This is a genomic window from Sphingomonas sp. SORGH_AS_0950, assembly GCF_030818415.1.
Taxonomy (GTDB): domain Bacteria; phylum Pseudomonadota; class Alphaproteobacteria; order Sphingomonadales; family Sphingomonadaceae; genus Sphingomonas.
This window is the reverse complement of sequence record NZ_JAUTAE010000001.1, coordinates 2,501-19,285: the sequence shown is the minus strand read 5'-3', so window position 1 is coordinate 19,285 and position 16,785 is coordinate 2,501. Positions and strand designations below refer to the sequence as shown.

10 protein-coding genes, 1 tRNA gene and 2 rRNA genes are annotated in these 16,785 nt (G+C 65.6%); 4 read left to right on the top strand and 9 right to left on the bottom strand.

All coding sequences use genetic code 11. The annotated features are described in order from the left end of the window. Positions 1-27 precede the first annotated feature (27 nt). Both QE385_RS00080 and QE385_RS00075 read right to left on the bottom strand, forming a co-directional pair. The gene (locus tag QE385_RS00080; protein ID WP_307097959.1) at positions 28-2,496 is read right to left on the bottom strand and encodes a bifunctional diguanylate cyclase/phosphodiesterase; all 2,469 of its coding nucleotides are present in this window, start codon (positions 2,494-2,496) and stop codon (positions 28-30) included. A gap of 166 nt (positions 2,497-2,662) precedes the next feature. After that, positions 2,663-5,185 carry a bifunctional diguanylate cyclase/phosphodiesterase gene (locus QE385_RS00075; RefSeq protein WP_307097958.1) on the bottom strand — a complete coding sequence of 841 codons (2,523 nt, stop codon included), beginning with the start codon at positions 5,183-5,185 and terminating at the stop codon, positions 2,663-2,665. Between the two features lie 261 nt (positions 5,186-5,446). Here QE385_RS00075 and bioB point away from each other — a divergent pair, with 261 nt between their 5' ends. Further along, positions 5,447-6,469: a biotin synthase BioB gene (gene bioB, locus QE385_RS00070; protein ID WP_307097957.1), complete on the top strand. Its 1,023-nt coding sequence runs from the start codon at positions 5,447-5,449 to the stop codon at positions 6,467-6,469. A 39-nt stretch (positions 6,470-6,508) separates the two neighbouring features. On the opposite strand, the gene QE385_RS00065 is transcribed toward bioB, so the two are convergent. Then, the gene (locus QE385_RS00065) at positions 6,509-8,929 is read right to left on the bottom strand and encodes an ABC transporter permease (RefSeq protein ID WP_307097956.1); all 2,421 of its coding nucleotides are present in this window, start codon (positions 8,927-8,929) and stop codon (positions 6,509-6,511) included. Positions 8,930-9,117: 188 nt separating this feature from the next. On the opposite strand from QE385_RS00065, the gene QE385_RS00060 reads away from it, so the two are divergent. After that, complete coding sequence (locus QE385_RS00060; RefSeq protein ID WP_307097955.1) at positions 9,118-10,359, top strand: sigma-54 dependent transcriptional regulator; 1,242 nt, start codon at positions 9,118-9,120, stop codon at positions 10,357-10,359. Beyond that, positions 10,349-11,473 (top strand): PAS domain-containing sensor histidine kinase, encoded by a 1,125-nt coding sequence (locus tag QE385_RS00055; protein ID WP_307097954.1) that lies wholly within the window; start codon positions 10,349-10,351, stop codon positions 11,471-11,473. The genes QE385_RS00060 and QE385_RS00055 overlap by 11 nt, the downstream gene beginning before the upstream one ends. 56 nt (positions 11,474-11,529) lie before the next feature. On the opposite strand, the gene QE385_RS00050 is transcribed toward QE385_RS00055, so the two are convergent. From QE385_RS00050 to QE385_RS00040, 3 genes are read right to left on the bottom strand one after another with little or no spacing between them, the layout of a single operon-like run. Beyond that, positions 11,530-11,730, bottom strand: coding sequence for a hypothetical protein (locus QE385_RS00050; protein ID WP_307097953.1), 201 nt, complete (start codon positions 11,728-11,730; stop codon positions 11,530-11,532). A gap of 9 nt (positions 11,731-11,739) precedes the next feature. Beyond that, positions 11,740-11,964, bottom strand: a complete 225-nt coding sequence (locus tag QE385_RS00045; RefSeq protein ID WP_307097952.1) for a hypothetical protein — start codon at positions 11,962-11,964, stop codon at positions 11,740-11,742. 16 nt (positions 11,965-11,980) lie between these two features. Then, on the bottom strand, positions 11,981-12,985 hold the full coding sequence (locus tag QE385_RS00040; RefSeq protein ID WP_307097951.1) for an SDR family oxidoreductase: 1,005 nt from the start codon (positions 12,983-12,985) through the stop codon (positions 11,981-11,983). A 179-nt stretch (positions 12,986-13,164) separates the two neighbouring features. Between QE385_RS00040 and QE385_RS00035 the strand changes: the two genes are divergently transcribed. Beyond that, positions 13,165-13,419: a hypothetical protein gene (locus tag QE385_RS00035; RefSeq protein ID WP_307097950.1), complete on the top strand. Its 255-nt coding sequence runs from the start codon at positions 13,165-13,167 to the stop codon at positions 13,417-13,419. Positions 13,420-13,488: 69 nt separating this feature from the next. Here QE385_RS00035 and QE385_RS00030 read toward each other — a convergent pair. From QE385_RS00030 to QE385_RS00020, 3 genes are all read right to left on the bottom strand, one after another. After that, a tRNA-Met gene (locus tag QE385_RS00030) sits at positions 13,489-13,565 on the bottom strand. Between the two features lie 115 nt (positions 13,566-13,680). After that, positions 13,681-13,795 (bottom strand): 5S ribosomal RNA (rrf, locus tag QE385_RS00025). Between the two features lie 130 nt (positions 13,796-13,925). Next, positions 13,926-16,762: ribosomal RNA gene (locus QE385_RS00020) — 23S ribosomal RNA — on the bottom strand. Positions 16,763-16,785: the final 23 nt, after the last annotated feature.

The window sequence follows — 16,785 nt, the reverse complement described above, 5'->3', positions numbered from 1 at the left end:
GCATGACGCCTGTAACGGCGATCGGCCCTAGCGGTTGTACGCCACCATGTGACGCAGGAACGCATCCGCCTCCAGGGGGCGGGCGATCAGGTAACCTTGTGCCTGCGACCAGCCATGCGCGCGCAGCCATTCCAGCTGCTCGGGCGTCTGGACGCCCTCCGCCGTCATCGTCATCGCAAAGGCGCGTCCCATCTCGCACGCCGCGCGCACGATCGAATCCGACTGGGGCGATCGGCCGATGTCATCGACGAAGCAGCGATCGAGCTTCAGCTTGTCGAAACGGAAACGACGCAAATAGGAGAGCGAGGAATAGCCCGTCCCGAAATCGTCGAGTGCGATGCGAACGCCATGTCGGCGCAGGCGATGCAGCTTTTCCATGGTGCCGTCGCTGTCGCTCATCAGGATCGACTCGGTGATTTCCAGCTCCAGCCGCTCCGCCGCCAGCCCCGATCGCGACAGCGCGGACAGCACCCGCGACGGCAGCAGGTCGTCGCGCAACTGCACACCCGACAGATTGACCGCGACGGTCGCAGCGCCGGGCCAGTTCACGGCATCGCGGCATGCCGTCGCCACGACCCAGTCGCCGATCGCCACGATCTGGCCGGTCTCCTCGGCCAGCGGGACGAAATCGGCGGGCAGCACCTCGCCACGGGTCGGATGATGCCAGCGAAGCAGCGCCTCGGCCCCCGTGATCCGCCCGGATTTCAGGTCGAGCAGCGGTTGATAGACCAGCCGTAATTCGTCACGCGAAAGCGCCGCTTCCAGATCATATTTCATGACCTGGCGGTCGCGCACGCGCGCCGCCATCGGGCAGTCGAAGACGCGGATCGTTCCCCTTCCCGCCTCCTTGGCGCCGTAGAGCGCGATATCGGCCGATTTGAACAGCTCGTTCGCCGAGCCTTGCGCCTGGACCGAGGACGCCACGCCGATACTGGCCGCCAGCCGGATCGCTGTATCCTCCAGCGGGAAGGGCGCGGCGAAGCAGGCGAGCAGCCGATGCGCCAGCGCGATCGCGCTGCCCCCCGCCGGATCGGGCCAGTGGATGACCGCGAACTCGTCACCGCCCAGCCGCGCGAGCACGTCCCCCTCGCCCGTCACCGACCGAAACCGCTCCGCGACCGCGCACAATACCGCATCGCCGACCGGATGGCCCAGCGTGTCGTTGACCTCCTTGAACAAATCGAGGTCGAGCATGAGGACATCGACCGGCCGTTCGGTCCGCCCGGCAAAGGCGCTTTCCAGCACCTGGTTGAACAAGGTCCGGTTTGCCAATCCGGTCAGCGGGTCGCAATGCGCCAGCCGGACGAGCCGCTCGCGGTCGCGTATCCGCCTGGTGATGTTGCGAAAGAAGATCGCCAGCCCCTCGGCGACCGGACAGGCATGGATATGCAGCCAGATATCGGGGTCGGACAGGTGCATCTCGAACCGCTTGGGCTGGCCGGTGCCGATCGCCACCTTCAGGCGCTGGGCCAGGTCGCTCTTGCGAAACTCGGCGAAGCGATCCCAGACCGCATCGCCGACCGCCGCCGCGCGGAACGGGCGAAAGAATTTGGACGCCCGCGCATTGAGATAGGTGATCCGCCAGTCGCGATCGATGACTACCACGCAATCGGTCGTGCTTTCCAGCACGTTGCGGGTAAAGGCCGCGCTTTCGCTCAGCGCCTGCTCGGCCATGACGCGATCATGGATATCCTCGATCGTCCCGTACCAGCGATAGATCGAACCATCCTCCCCCAGACGCGGGGCGGAGCGGGTGTTGAACCAGCGATAGGCCCCGTCCTGCATCCGCACGCGCGCATCGACCCCCGTCGAGGCTCCGGTCGACAAAGCCCGCTGCCACGCCGCAGCGATGACGGGCAGGTCGTCGGGATGAACCGCACTGGTCCAGCCCTCGCCCAATATCTGTTCGGCCGTGCGCCCGGTCAGGGTCAGCCAGCGCGGGTCCACCTCGCGGATGCTGCCGTTCGGATCGGCGGTCCAGGGCATCTGGCGGTTCAACATGCGGGCATGCGCGCCATGATCCGCCAGTTCGTGCAGTTCCCGCCGCGTCTCGGCCAGCTGATCGCGGAGCCGGGCGGTGGTAGCGGCGCTCTCTGCCTCGCGCTGCCACAGGGCCGCCGCGTCCGCTGCCAGCCGTTCGAGCAGCGCCGACGACCGCGCGTCCCAACGCCGTGGCTGCCGGTCGCCGAGCGCCAGCACCCCCGCGCATCCGCCATCCGCGCGCATCAGCGGTGCCGCGGCCCGAAAGGTCGTGGTGCCGCCGTCTTCCTGCACTCCGACCGCCCTCGCCGCGTGACAACACATCACCTCGTCATGCAGAATGCGATCGTCATCCCGATCCTCGCCCCGCGATCCCGCGACGAGGTGGTACTCGCCCCCCTCTTCCAGCAGGACAAAGGCATGGGGCATGGCGAAAAGCTGCCGGGCCAGCGCGCAGAAGCGGGAAAGCACCGTGCCGCCGTCCACGTCCGATCCGTCCATAGAGCATGCAGCCAAGAGGCGATCCTGGTTCCAAGAAAAGCGGGAGAAAGGGTCAGATCCGCCCGAGGCCGGGCGCGACGGCCGCCTCCATAAACTATGTTAACGCAGAATACCGCATCGCCATTTGCGGCCGAAAGGGCCGGTCTGTCCCACTCGGGGGCAGCCCGCCCGCCATTCGGGCTTAGTGGTGGGCTGCCACCACCTGCGCCACGTCATTGGCCGCGGCCGGTCCGGCGGCCACGCGCAGGGAATCGGCCATCAGTCCGGGTGCGGGGCGTCCGTAGAGGAACCCCTGCCCCAGCTGACACCCCAGGTCGCGCAGGCACAGCGCCTGCGCCTCGCTCTCGATCCCTTCGGCGACGACGACCTTGCCCAGGCCGGTGCCCATGCCGACGATCGCCCGGACGATCGCCATCGTCCCTCCCTCGGACTGCTCGATGCTCGACACGAAGGAGCAGTCGATCTTGATCCGGTCCACCGGCAACTGGCGGAGATGCACCAGCGAGGCATAGCCGGTGCCGAAATCGTCGAGCGCGATCGTCACGCCCGCATCGTGCAGGATGCGGAGATTGGCCAATATCGTGTCCGCCGTCCGGTCGAGCATCACCCCCTCGGTCACCTCGACGCACAGCCGCGACGCCGCGATACCGTGATGCGCGAGCCGGTCGAGGACATTGCGCGCCGAGCGCGGGCCCGAGAGCTGGGCCGAGGTGAAATTCACGCTCAGCACGCCCATCCGCTCGCCATGCTCGCGCAGCTGGAGCAGCGCGAGTTCGAGGACATGTTCCTGGATGCGCAGGCCGATCCGCTCCGCCACCAGCACATCGGCGAAGCGATCGGGCGCCATCAGGCCGTAACGCGGGTGGTTCCAGCGGAGCAGGGCTTCATAGCCGCAGACCCGCGTGGTCTCCAGCGAGACGATCGGCTGGAGATAGAGCTGGAACTCGCCCCGCTGGAGCGCGGCCTCGACATCGCTGGTGAATTCCAGCTGCAGGTCGCGCAGGCTGCGCTGCAAGGGGTCGAACCGGATATAGCGCGCGCGCCCGAGCCGCTTGGCGGTATAGAGCGCCAGATCGGCATTCTGATACAGCATGTCTAGCGCGTCGGCATCGTCGGGATAGCGCGCCGCGCCGATGCTGAGCGACAGGGTGCAGTTGCTGTCGGTCGGGTGCCAGCGGTCGCCTTGGACGGTCATGATCGCCTCGGACAGCGCGGTTTCGGCCTCGACCGATCCGGGGCACAATATGGCGAATTCGTCACCGCCGATCCGCGCCACCCGGACGTCGGGCAACAGCCGGGTGGCCTGGGACAAAGCGGAACCAACGCTGAGCAGCAGGGCATCGCCGCTGGCATGGCCCAGCCGGTCGTTGACGTCCTTCAGATAATCGACGTCGATCAGGAACAGGCTGAACGGGACATGGCCCTTGATGAGGTCGTTGGCATGCTGCTGGAACGCGGCGCGGTTGCCCAGCGCGGTCAGGAAGTCGGTATGCGCGGCGATCCGCAGCGTCTTGGTCTCCGCCATGTCGACCTCGCGGCGCTGGCGCGCGAGTTCGAGCTGGTGGCGGATCAGGCGGAACCGGTCGGCGATCGCCAGCGACAGGACCAGCGCCTCGAAGGCCAGCGCGGCGAAGGTCGCCAGGTCGACCAGATCATTTTGCGGCGCGAAGCCCAGGTTGCGCGCGAGGCGCAGCAGGAACAGGCAGATGACCGGCCCCCAGCCGATCATGTAGAACCAGATGACCCGGCTGCCGCGCCGCACCGCGATGCCGCAGGACAGCGCGATGATCGCCGAGGTTCCCGCGATGACATAGTTGAGCAGGCGGTCGGTGAGGATGACCGGAAACCACATGTCCGCCGCCGCCACGAAGCCCATGACCGCCCCCGCCACGGCCAGCACGCGCCCCGCCCGGACGAAGCCGCGCGGCAATATCCCCTCCTCGATCACCGAGAAGAAGAACATGTTGCACGCCGCCACCATCAGGCCGACCAGCACATAATCCAGCCGGAACGCCACCGGGCCCACCAGTTGCGGCACCACAAAGGCCGCCGCATTGGTCCAGACCAGCCCATAAGCGAGCGAGACGGAGACCCAGAGCAGATACCAGCGCTGAAACGCCAGACGCCGCCCGGTATGGATGACGAGATTGTAGAGGAAGGCCGAGAGCAGCGTCCCGGTGAAGAGCCCGATCAGCAGCAGCCACTTCACCTCGCCCGTGGTCAGCGCCGAACCCGGCATCGCCACGACCTTGCGCATCAGCGACAGGTCGTCGATCCGCCGAAAGCCCAGATACAGGCCGCGAATGTCACGACCGGGCACCGTCATCGGGAATTTCAGCAGTCCCCCCGGCGCCCAGTTGCCCCCCAGCTCGGAGGACGACCAGCTCCGGCGCGTCATGCCCCGGTCGGTCACGGTCATCACCGCGATGCGGTCGAACCGCACCTGGTCGACCAGCAGGCTCCACGGCGAGGCCAGCCCCCCGAGATGCGACGGGTCCAGCCGCAGCCACAGCCACTGGTCGCTGTCGGTCGGGGCATCGGCGCCGCAGCGATAGGACGCGGCGGCGATCGCGGCATCGCCCGCCATGTCCGGCAGCGCCGCGCTACACACCGAGCGATGGAGATCGACGCCGGCGGCCGACGCGACTCCCGGCGCAAGGCCGATCAGGACGGCCAGCATGACCAGCCGCAGCGCTTTGAACATGGACAGCAATTTTTGCGGCCCCCACCGCCGATCGATAACGAACCGTCACTAAATTGGACATCTTAACAAAGATGAAAACGCGTCCTATCACGCGGCGTGCCAAGGTTGCTAGGCCGGATTGCCCGAAGAAAACCGGGACATACCGGGTGACCTTGCCCCATGGCGAGACTATCAGGCGCCCTGCGACGCGGCCGAGGACGGGCCGAGGCTGCTCGGCCATAACATGCCGCTCGAGACGGGCGAAGGACAGGACCAGACGTAATGACGACGACCATAGCGCTTCGCCCCGAGGCGCATTTGCGCACCGACTGGACCCGCGCCGAGATCGCCGCGCTGTTCGACCTGCCCTTCACCGAGCTGCTGTTCCGCGCGGCCGAGGTCCACCGCGCGCATCATGCCGCCGACGAGGTGCAGCTGTGCACCTTGTGCTCGATCAAGACCGGCGGCTGCCCCGAGGATTGCGGTTACTGCTCGCAAAGCGCCTCGGCGGAAAGCGACGTGAAGGCGGAAAAGCTGATGGACGTCGACGCGGTACTGGCGGCCGCCGCCGAGGCCAAGGCGGCGGGATCGCAGCGTTTCTGCATGGGGGCCGCTTGGCGTTCGCCGAAGGAGCGCGACATGGACAAGGTCGTCGCCATGGTCGAGGGCGTGAAGGCCATGGGGCTGGAGACCTGCATGACGCTGGGGATGCTCGACGCCCCCCAGGCGCAGCGGCTGGCCGCAGCGGGGCTCGACTATTACAACCACAATATCGACACCTCGCCGGAGAACTACGCCAACGTCATCACGACGCGCTGTTTCGAGGACCGGCTGGAGACGCTGTCGAACGTGCGCGAGGCGGGCATTTCGGTGTGCTGCGGCGGGATCGTCGGCATGGGCGAGACGCGCGGCGACCGGGTGGGCTTCGTCCATGCGCTCGCCACCTTGCCGCGCCACCCGGAAAGCGTGCCGGTCAATGCGCTGGTGCCGGTCAAGGGCACGGTGCTGGGCGACATGCTCGCCGACACGCCGCTCGCGCGGATCGATGACATCGAGTTCGTCCGCACCGTCGCGGTCGCGCGCATCACCATGCCGATGAGCATGGTCCGCCTGTCGGCGGGCCGTGAGAGCATGTCGGCGGCGACGCAGGCTTTGTGCTTCCTGGCGGGGGCGAATTCGATCTTCACCGGCGACAAGCTGCTGACCGCGGGCAATGCGGGCGACGATGCCGACACCGCGCTCTTCGCCAAGCTGGGCCTGAAGCCGATGGAAGGCGCCGAGCCCATGCGGGTCGCGGCGGAATAATCCTCGAGCCCCCCGGCGCGAACCGGGGGCCACCGCCGCTCACCCCTGACGCAGCGCCCAGGCCGGAGTCGCGCGGCTGGCGCGCAAGGCCTGCCCCAGCACCGTCGCCACGGCGATGACGACCGCCCCCAGGCTGGGCGCGGCGAAATGGAGCGGCGACAATGCGATCCGGTCGCCGAACCCCGCCAGCCACAGGCGCAGCGCCACATAGGCCAGCGGCCAGGCCAGCAGGTTCGCGATCAGGATCGGCCGGAGGAAGCGGAGCAGCAGCAACCGCACGATATCCGCCGACGACGCCCCCAGGGTCTTGCGGATACCGATCTCCCGCACCCGCCGCGCGGTGTCGAACGAGGCAAGGCCCCATAGGCCGACACAAGCGATCAGAACCGACATGGCCGCCCCGATCGCGAACAGGCGGGCCGCCTGATCGTCGCTCGTATAGAATTCCGCCAGCCGCTGGTCGGCGGTCCGCGCGTCCAGCGGTATCTGGGGCGCCAGCCGACGCCAGGTCGCCCGCACCCGCGCCAGCATGACCGACGCGTCCCCGGTGTAGCGGATGGCCGCGATCGCATTCGGCGGCCCGTCGCGATGATATTGATAGAAGGTGACCATGTCGGGCGCGCGGGGCGAGCCGAAGCGCAACTGGTCGATCACCCCGATGATCGTCCGGGGATTGCTGCGCCCGACCGTCTTACCGATCGCCTCCGCCGGCCTGCGGAAACCCAACGCGCGCGCGGCGGTCCGGTTGATGACGACGTTGCGTCCGTCCTTCCACCGGGTCCAGTCGCTGGCGTCGTCGGCGCGGTGAGCGTCGTCGAAGACGCGCCCGGCGAGCAATATGGGGGCATAGGTCCGGAAGAAATCGGGCCCGACGATCAGATTGCCGATCGTCAGCGGCGCTCGTCCCGGCAAGTCGAGCATGTCCACATTCTCCGATCCGCCCCCCGGTGCCGAGGAAGCGGCCCCGACCGAGACGACACCGGGCAGGCGGCGAAAGGCCGCCAGGATCGGGCGTGCCTGATCGGGGAAGATGCGCTTGTCGGCGAGCGAGGGAATAAGCATCAGCCCCTCGCGCCGAAAGCCCAGATCGGATCGCCGCACATGCAGCGTCTGCGCGACCAGAACCGTCGTGGCGATCAGGAAGGCGATGGTGAGCCCGAACTGGATCACCACCAGCGCCTCACGACCGCGCATCCCCGCCCGCCCACCCCCCGGCGCGTGCGCGGAGGCCAGGACCGCCGCCGCCGGGAAGCGCGACAGGACCATCGCCGGATAGACGCCCGCCATCCCCCCGACGGCCAGCGCCATGCCCGCCAGGATCGGCAGGGCCAGCGCATAGGGAAAGGCCAGCGACAATCCGCCCGCCGCATTGACCAGCGGCAGGCTCAGCTCGGCCAGGATCATGCCGGCCAGCGTCGCGACCGCCGCCATCGCCACCGCTTCGCCCAGGAACTGGCGGATCAGCCGGGCGCGATCCGCCCCCAGCACCTTGCGCATCGCCACTTCGCGCGCCCGAAGCCCCGCCTGCGCGGTCGCCAGATTCACATGGTTGATAATTGCGATCAGCAGGGTCAGCAGGCCGACCAGCCCCAGCGTCACCACGGTCAGCTTGCGCGCGCCGACCTCGGCACCGCCCGGCGGCTCGAGATGGAAGCGCGCGATGGGCAGCAGCGGCAGGGAAATCACCTTGGCGGGATCGGGGCCCAGATCCTGTCCGGCATGGCGCCGGATGAAGGCGGGCATCCGCGCCTCGAACGCGCGCGCGGCCGCGGCATCGGGAAAGCGCAGATAGGTCATCGCATCGACCGTGCCCCATTTGTACCAATCCCACCGCGCGGGCGGCGGCTTGCGCGGCATCGGGATCAGGATCGAGATTTGCAGGTCGCTGTTCCGGGGCAGATCCTCGAAGATTCCCGCGACCCGATAGCTTTCGGGGGTATCGACCGCGATGGTCAGGCTCTGCCCGATGGGGTCGGCATCCCCGAATAGCCTGCGCGCCTCGGTCCGGCTGAGCAGCGCGCCGGACGGGTCCTTCAGCGCGCGCCGCCCGTCGCCGCGCAGCATCGGCAGGTCGAAGACATCGAAAAAGCCCGGATCCACCTGCGCGACATCGGCGACGATCGCGTCGTCCTGTCGCACAATGCTGCCCCCCTGTCTGCCGCCCCGGATGCGCGTGCCGACCAGCGCCGGAAAATCCTGCCGCATTTGTTCGAACAGGCCCGCCATCGTCATCGGATAGGCACCGTTGAACGGACTGCCGGGCAGATGCAGCTCGGTCCGGACGAGATAGATATGCCGATGATCGGGAATCCATCGCTCGAAGCTGCATTCGAAACGGACATAGAGCCCCAACACCAGGAACACCGCGATCCCGACCGCCAGCCCGCCGATGTTGAGAAGGGCGTGCCCCATATGGCGGGTCGTCGCCCGGTAGAGCGCGGTCAGGGCCAAGCTGTTCATCGACGCCTCTCCGTTCGAAAGCCGATCCTTTCGCGGGCCGAGCGCGCCCTGTCGCCGCCCCTTGCACGTCCCGGATGATCGGTCATCATGGATGGAGTGTCACTGTCCAGCGCCGGAAACGCCAACCCCTTATGAACAAAGACTTCTCCTGTCCGGCGTCGACCCAGGCCCAAGCAGGACGGAACATTATGTCCGCCGACGGACAGTCGCCCGACCTGTCAAGCCCATGGACGATATTGCTGGTCGAGGACGATCCGGTCGTGGCGGGCGCGACCGATATCCTCTTTCGGCTGGCCGGACACCGGCTGGACATCGCCGCCGATCCCCAGGCGGCCTATTCGCTGCTCGCGCGGCGTCGCTATGACGCGATCCTGCTCGACATGAACTTCACCGCCGGTCGGACGAACGGCGAGGAAGGCCTGTCCTGCATCGCGCGGATCATGGCCGAGGACCCTGACGCGCGGATCATCGTCATCACCGCGCATAGCGGCATCCGGATCGCGGTCGCCGCGATGCAGGCGGGCGCGCGCGACTTCCTGATGAAACCGTGGCGCAAGGACGATCTGCTCGCGAAGTGCACGGCCGCGATCGGCGCGCGCGGTCCCGCCGCAAGTCCGTCTGTGGATCGATCGGGTGGCGGCCTCCTGCTGCTGGGCAATTCGGTCGCCATGGAAAGCATGCGCGCGACGATCCGGCGGGTCGGGCCGACCGTCGCCAATATCTGCGTCACCGGCCGATCCGGATCGGGCCGCACCCTGGCGGCCTTGGCGGTCCATACCGCGTCGCGCGAGGCGGACCGCCCGCCGCAGCGGATCGACCTTCGCGATCCGGACCAATGGCCGTCGCTCGACGGTGCGCACGGCACCCTCCTCCTACGCCACCCGGAGCGGCTGGACGCGGTGGCGCAGGCGCGGCTGCTCGACCGCCTGTCGCCCGGATTGCGGTGTATCAGCGTGGCGGACGGGCTGGGATCGCTGACCCCTGCGCTGCACCGGCGCCTTTGCACCCTGGAGATTGCGGTGCCGCCGCTCCAGGCGCGGCGGGACGATGCGGTCGTCCTGGCGCGTCATTTCGCCCAGGTCGCGGCAGAGGCCTATGGTCATGCCTCGGTCCGGCTGACGCCCGCCGCCGAAGCGGTCTTGGCCGCGACCGACTGGCCCGACGAGGTGCGCGGGCTGGCGGCGGCAGTCGAGCGCGCGGTCCTGCTGTCCGATGACGGGGTGATCGACGCAGCCGCGCTCCGCCCCGTCGGCCCCCTTTCGCCGTCGGTCGCGACCGACGCGGCGCCCGCTTTCCGCCTGGAGGATGCCGAACGATCGATGATCGAGGCCGCGTTGAAGGAGCATCGGCACAATATCTCGCGCGCGGCCTCGGCCCTGGGGATCAGCCGGGGCACGCTCTACCGACGCATGGCGCAGCATGGCCTCTAGCGCCGGGCGATCGGCGATCGCGACGGCGCTGTCCCTTGCCATGGCGGGGGCGGCGGCGGGCCTGGCATGGGCGCATGGATTGTGGCTGGCCATGGCCGGCGCGTTGCTCGTCATCGCATGGCTGACGCTGCGCAGCCTGCTGGCGACCGGGCGCCCCGCCATCGCCGCACCGCCGACCGCGAGCGAGGCGGATCGCGAGGCCCTGGTCCACGGCGCATTGCTCGACGCCTCCCCTACCCCCTTGCTGCTGGTCGATGGAGGGGATGCCCGCGCGCTCAATCGCGCCGCACGCCGCCTGTTCGATACCGATGACTGTATCCTGCCGCCCCCGCCATCCCTGTTCGATCGCGAGGCCACGCATCTCCGCCATGCCGGGCGAAGCTGGCGCGCCAACCGTGTCGAACTCGGCACGAGATCCGTCGTCGCGCTGGTCGATGTCGAGAGCGAGGAGCGGACGGCGGAGGCGCGTGCCGGGGCCGAGATGATCCAGGTGCTGGGCCATGAGCTGCTCAACGGCCTGGTGCCGATCGTCTCGCTCGCCGAATGCGGACTCGCCGCGATCGAGGCGAAGGGCGACGAGCGCCATCTCCTGCCGGAGATCCTGACGACCCTCGCGCGCCATGCCGAGGGGTTGCAGCGCTTTGCCGAGACCTATCGGTCGCTGGCCCGCCTGCCCCCACCGGTCAAGCAACCGGTCCGCCTGAATGACCTGATCGAGGATCTGGCGCGGCTCTTCGCCAGCCGCTGGCCCGACGCGGTCCTGACGATCGCGATCCCTGTGCCCCGGACCGGAATGGTCGACCGCGACCAGCTTGCCCAGGCGATCTGGGCACTTCTGCAAAATGCCGTGGAGGCGGTGGATGCCGACAGGGCGGCGGTGACCGTGTCGGTAAGCGGACAGGACGGGTTGGTCGCCATCGACGTCACCGACAATGGGCGAGGCGTTCCCCCCGACCAGGCCACCGCCATCTTCCGCCCCTTTGCCACGACCAAGACCCATGGCACCGGCATCGGCCTCAGCCTCGCGCGCCGGATCGCCCAGGCGCATGGCGGGTCGCTCGACCTTCTGGCCCTGACACCCGCCACCTTCCGCCTGCGGGTGCCGGGTGCGTAACCCCTACTGGCGATCATGCCGGGTCGGGTGATAGCCGACAGCGAATGTCCGCCGCGTTACGGCTCTCGAATATCGGGAAAGCTGTAAGCCGACGGTTCGTCCTCCGCCGTCCCGGTCGCGAACACCGCGACGTCGTCCTGCACCACCTCCAGCCGCGCCCAACGGTCCCACCCGATATGGATGAAGTCGGGCGGGCCGAAGACACGCACGGCGCGGACATATTCCTCACCGCGAAAGCCGACGAAGTGAAGCGCCATCGCTCGGGCTCAAGCGCCCTCGCGCCGTGCACCGGCGATCATGCGGCGTGCGATCGCCTGGACCGCCGCATCATCCTTGTCCACGCCGTCCGCCGGATCGCCGAGGTGTTCGAGGCTGCCCTCCAGGAAATCGAGTAGGCCGGGATGCTGTCGCTCGACATATTCCATCGTCTTGAACAGCAGATGTTCGGTCGCGATCTCGCGACGGCGGGTCTGGGTGGCAATATCGGTCATCCTGTCCTCCTGTCGGTCAGCGGTTCGGGCGGGCGAAGAGGCGGGACACGCCGAACCCGGCCAGCGCGCCGATGCCCGCAAGGCCACCGCCGACGCCCAGCTTGAGCAGATCGCGCTGCCGCGACGTGAAGAACTCGCGTCGATGGTCGATCGCTCGATCGGTCGAGTCGCCGTCGATCCGCGCAGGACCGGCGACCGGCTGATCGAGATTGCCCGGCTTGTTGCTGGCCGGGGCACCCAACTGGTCCTTGGCAAAGCCGCTCGCCTGCCGATCGGCGAAACCGGGAGCCAGCGACTGGGCGATCGCCATCTGGATGGTCGATCGGCCGACCCAGATCTCACGCTCCGGCCTGTCGATCGCCGACAGGATCGCCTCTGCACAGACACGCGGATCGAATAGCGGATCGGGCAGCACCTGCTCGCGCCCGGTATGATTGCGCGCCCAGCCGGGCTGCGGCGTGTTGACGGCGGGCAGATAGACGACGGTCAGCGTCACCGGCACCTTGTCGGCGATCAGCTCGGCGCGCAGCGCGTCGGTGAAGCCCGAGACGGCGAACTTGGCCGCGCAATAGGCGGCCTGAAGCGGCACCGCCCGGATGCCAAGCCCCGACGAAACCTGGATGATAGCCCCGCGCCGCCGCGGTTTCATATGCCGCAGCGCGGCCAGCGTGCCATAGACCTGACTGAGATAGGTGGTCGCGGTGACGCGCTGATATTCCTCCGCACTGATCCGGTCGGCGGGCGCGACGACCGTCGACATCGCGTTATTGACCCAGGCTTCGATGGGCCCCAACTCCCGCTCGATCCGGTCCGCCGCCGCATCGACCGCCGCCGCGTCGGCAACATCCGCGCTGATCGCCAGAACTCCGCCGCCATGCTTGACCAGCATGGCACGCGCCTCCTCCAGCCGCGCCGCATCCCGCGCGATGATCGCGACATTCCATCCAGCCTTCGCCAACGCCTCGGCCGTCGCCAAGCCGATGCCCGCGCTCCCACCCGTCACCACCGCCGTTCTCGTCATCGCCTGTCCTTCCCGTTGCGTGGGTGGGACGCGCGTGGAAAGGGTTGGTTGCCGCGAAAAATGCGCGAGGGTGATGCGGCATGGAGGCGGGGTGATCTACGGCTTAGACATCCCATTGCTATTAGGCGATTTTTATTCGCCTGAGCAGATAGACCGGACCATGGCGGACTAACGGCTATGTGAAGACCATCGGCCCGACTTCAGCCCCGTTCACCCATTACTGGCGGATCGTCGCGGATCTGGGCGGGGGCCGGACGGAGGTGTTCTGGGGTCACGCGAAATCGCGGAAAAAAGCCATGGTGCATGACGCGTCGCTGGCGGAAGCGGCACGCAAGCGCGGCTGGGTGGGGCACAGATTCGAGGTGGTGGAATTGGCGGAGAGCGAGGATCCGCCAGCGGCCCTGCCGCCGAGGAGGGGCGGGCGTCGTCGCTGAGGCGTGAACGCGCCAATCCGCCACCAGCTATGCCGTGGCGGTTTCGTATGGGATGATGTGGGGTGTGTATGGTTGCGGGGGCAGGATTTGAACCTGCGGCCTTCAGGTTATGAGCCTGACGAGCTACCGGGCTGCTCCACCCCGCGACTGAGCTGAGCCGCACGGCGGCACGCTTCATGCGTGGTGTCGTGGGGCTGAGCGCCCCGGGCTGAGTGCCCGAGGAAACAAGTGAATGGGTTTTGTGTATACGCGGACTATAATGCCTGGCGACGCCCTACTCTTCCACTGCTTGAGCAGTAGTACCATTGGCGCAGTCGGGTTTCACGGCCGAGTTCGGGATGGGATCGGGTGGGACACCGACGCTATGGCCACCAGGCAATAGAGTCCGCGAATACTGACCCCGCTTTGTGGGCGGGGTGATGGGTATAAAATCGATGCGTGCACTGGCTGTATTGATGACCGCACCCTGCCATCTAGCCCAGGGCTGATGGTGGGGGTGTGGAGCTCTCAAGCGCGAATAGGACAATTAGTATCGGTTAGCTCCATGCGTTACCGCACTTCCACATCCGATCTATCGAGGTCGTGGTCTTCGACCGTCCTGAGAAATCTTATCTTGAGGGAGGCTTCCCGCTTAGATGCTTTCAGCGGTTATCCCGTCCGTACATAGCTACCCTGCTGCGCCGTTGGCACGACGACAGGTACACCAGAGGTACGTTCAACCCGGTCCTCTCGTACTAGGGTCAACTCCTCTCAAATTTCGACGCCCACGGCAGATAGGGACCAAACTGTCTCGCGACGTTCTGAACCCAGCTCACGTACCACTTTAATTGGCGAACAGCCAAACCCTTGGGACCTGCTCCAGCCCCAGGATGTGATGAGCCGACATCGAGGTGCCAAACAACCCCGTCGATATGAGCTCTTGGGGGTTATCAGCCTGTTATCCCCGGCGTACCTTTTATCCGTTGAGCGATGGCCCTTCCACGAGGGACCACCGGATCACTATGACCGACTTTCGTCTCTGCTCGACTTGTCAGTCTCGCAGTCAGGCTGGCTTATGCCATTGCACTCTAACAGCCGGTTTCCAACCGGCCTGAGCCAACCTTCGCGCGCCTCCGTTACTCTTTAGGAGGCGACCGCCCCAGTCAAACTACCCGCCACAGAGGGTCCCTGTACCGGTTTCACGGTACGAGGTTAGACATTAAACAACAACAGGGTGGTATTTCACCTATGGCTCCACATCGGCTGGCGCCAATGCTTCAAAGCCTCCCACCTATGCTACACAGTTCTTGTCCAATGCCACTCTGAAGCTGCAGTAAAGGTGCACGGGGTCTTTCCGTCTAACCGCGGGTACTCCGCATCTTCACGGAGAATTCAATTTCGCTGAGCATGTCCTGGAGACAGTGGGGAAGTCGTTACGCCATTCGTGCAGGTCGGAACTTACCCGACAAGGAATTTCGCTACCTTAGGACCGTTATAGTTACGGCCGCCGTTTACCTGGGCTTCATTTCAGAGCTTGCACTCCTCCACTTAACCTTCAGGCACCGGGCAGGCGTCAGGCCCTATACGTCGTCTTGAAGCCGACTTAGCAGAGCCCTGTGTTTTTGCTAAACAGTCGCTACCCCCTGGCCTGTGCCCCCCATGAGAGCTTGCGCTTACATGGGGCCTCCTTCTTCCGAAGGTACGGAGGCAATTTGCCGAGTTCCTTCAGGACACTTCTCTCAAGCGCCTTGGTATACTCTACCTGACCACCTGTGTCGGTTTCGGGTACGGTCTATACGGTGGGGCTATTTCCCGGGACCTCTTCGAGGCACGTCCAATCCGATAAGGACGTACAACACACGAGATCCGTCACACACCACCAGGCCCACGAATATTAACGTGGTTCCCATCGACTACCCCCTTCGGGCTCGTCTTAGGGGCCGGCTCACCCTGCGCGGATTAGCCTTGCGCAGGAACCCTTGGTCTTTCGGCGAGAGGGCATCTCACCCTCTTTATCGCTACTCATGTCTGCATTCGCACTTCCGATACCTCCACGACCCATTACCAGATCGCTTCGCAGGCTTACGGAACGCTCCGCTACCGCGTACACAAAGTGTACACCCTAAGCTTCGGTGCGTGTCTTGAGCCCCGTTACATCTTCGCCGCAGAAACCCTTGTTTAGACCAGTGAGCTGTTACGCTTTCTTTAAAGGATGGCTGCTTCTAAGCCAACCTCCTGGTTGTTTTGGGATTTCCACATGCTTTCCCACTTAGACACGACTTGGGGACCTTAGCTGTAGGTCAGGGCTGTTTCCCTTTTGACGACGGACCTTAGCACCCGCCGTCTGTCTCCCGAGTATCACTCATAGGTATTCGGAGTTTGGTTAGTATTGGTAGATCTCGCGACCCCCGCAACCATCCAGTGCTCTACCCCCTATGGTGTCCGCTCGAGGCACTACCTCAATAGTTTTCGCGGAGAACCAGCTATTTCCCGGCTTGATTGGCCTTTCACCCCTAAGCACAACTCATCCGGTAACTTTTCAACGTTAATCGGTTCGGACCTCCAGTGCGTGTTACCGCACCTTCATCCTGGTCATGCATAGATCGCCGGGTTTCGGGTCTAATACTTCAAACTAAAGCGCCCTATTCAGACTCGCTTTCGCTGCGCCTACACCTATCGGCTTAAGCTTGCTTGAAACATTAAGTCACAGACCCATTATGCAAGAGGTACGCAGTCACCCCACGCTGTCCGAAGACTTGGGAGGCTCCTACTGCTTGTAGGCAATCCGTTTCAGGTACTGTTTCACTCCCCTCATCGGGGTGCTTTTCACCTTTCCCTCACGGTACTAGTTCGCTATCGGTCATGTACGAGTATTTAGGCTTGGAGGGTGGTCCCCCCATGTTCAGACAGGATTACACGTGTCCCGCCCTACTCGAGTCCTGACACATCACTTTCGCATACGGGGCTGTCACCCGCTATGGCCGAACTTTCCAGATCGTTCTGCTAGTTGAATGTCAGGCACTGGCCTGGTCCGCGTTCGCTCGCCACTACTAACGGAATCTCGGTTGATGTCTTTTCCTCCGGCTACTGAGATGTTTCAGTTCACCGGGTTCGCTTCTCGAAACCTATGTATTCAGTCTCAAGATACCTGAACCAACTAACCCTTACAGAGCCGAACGTCAGCACGCGTGAAGCGTGCCGCCGAGCGGCTCAGCTAAGGATTAATCGGATAGGTGGGTTTCCCCATTCGGAAATCGTCGGGTCAAAGGTTGCTCACACCTCACCGACGCTTATCGCAGCGTGCCACGTCCTTCATCGCCTGTACATGCCAAGGCATCCACGAATTGCCCTTACCTCACGCTTGAGAGCCCACACCACCACCATCAA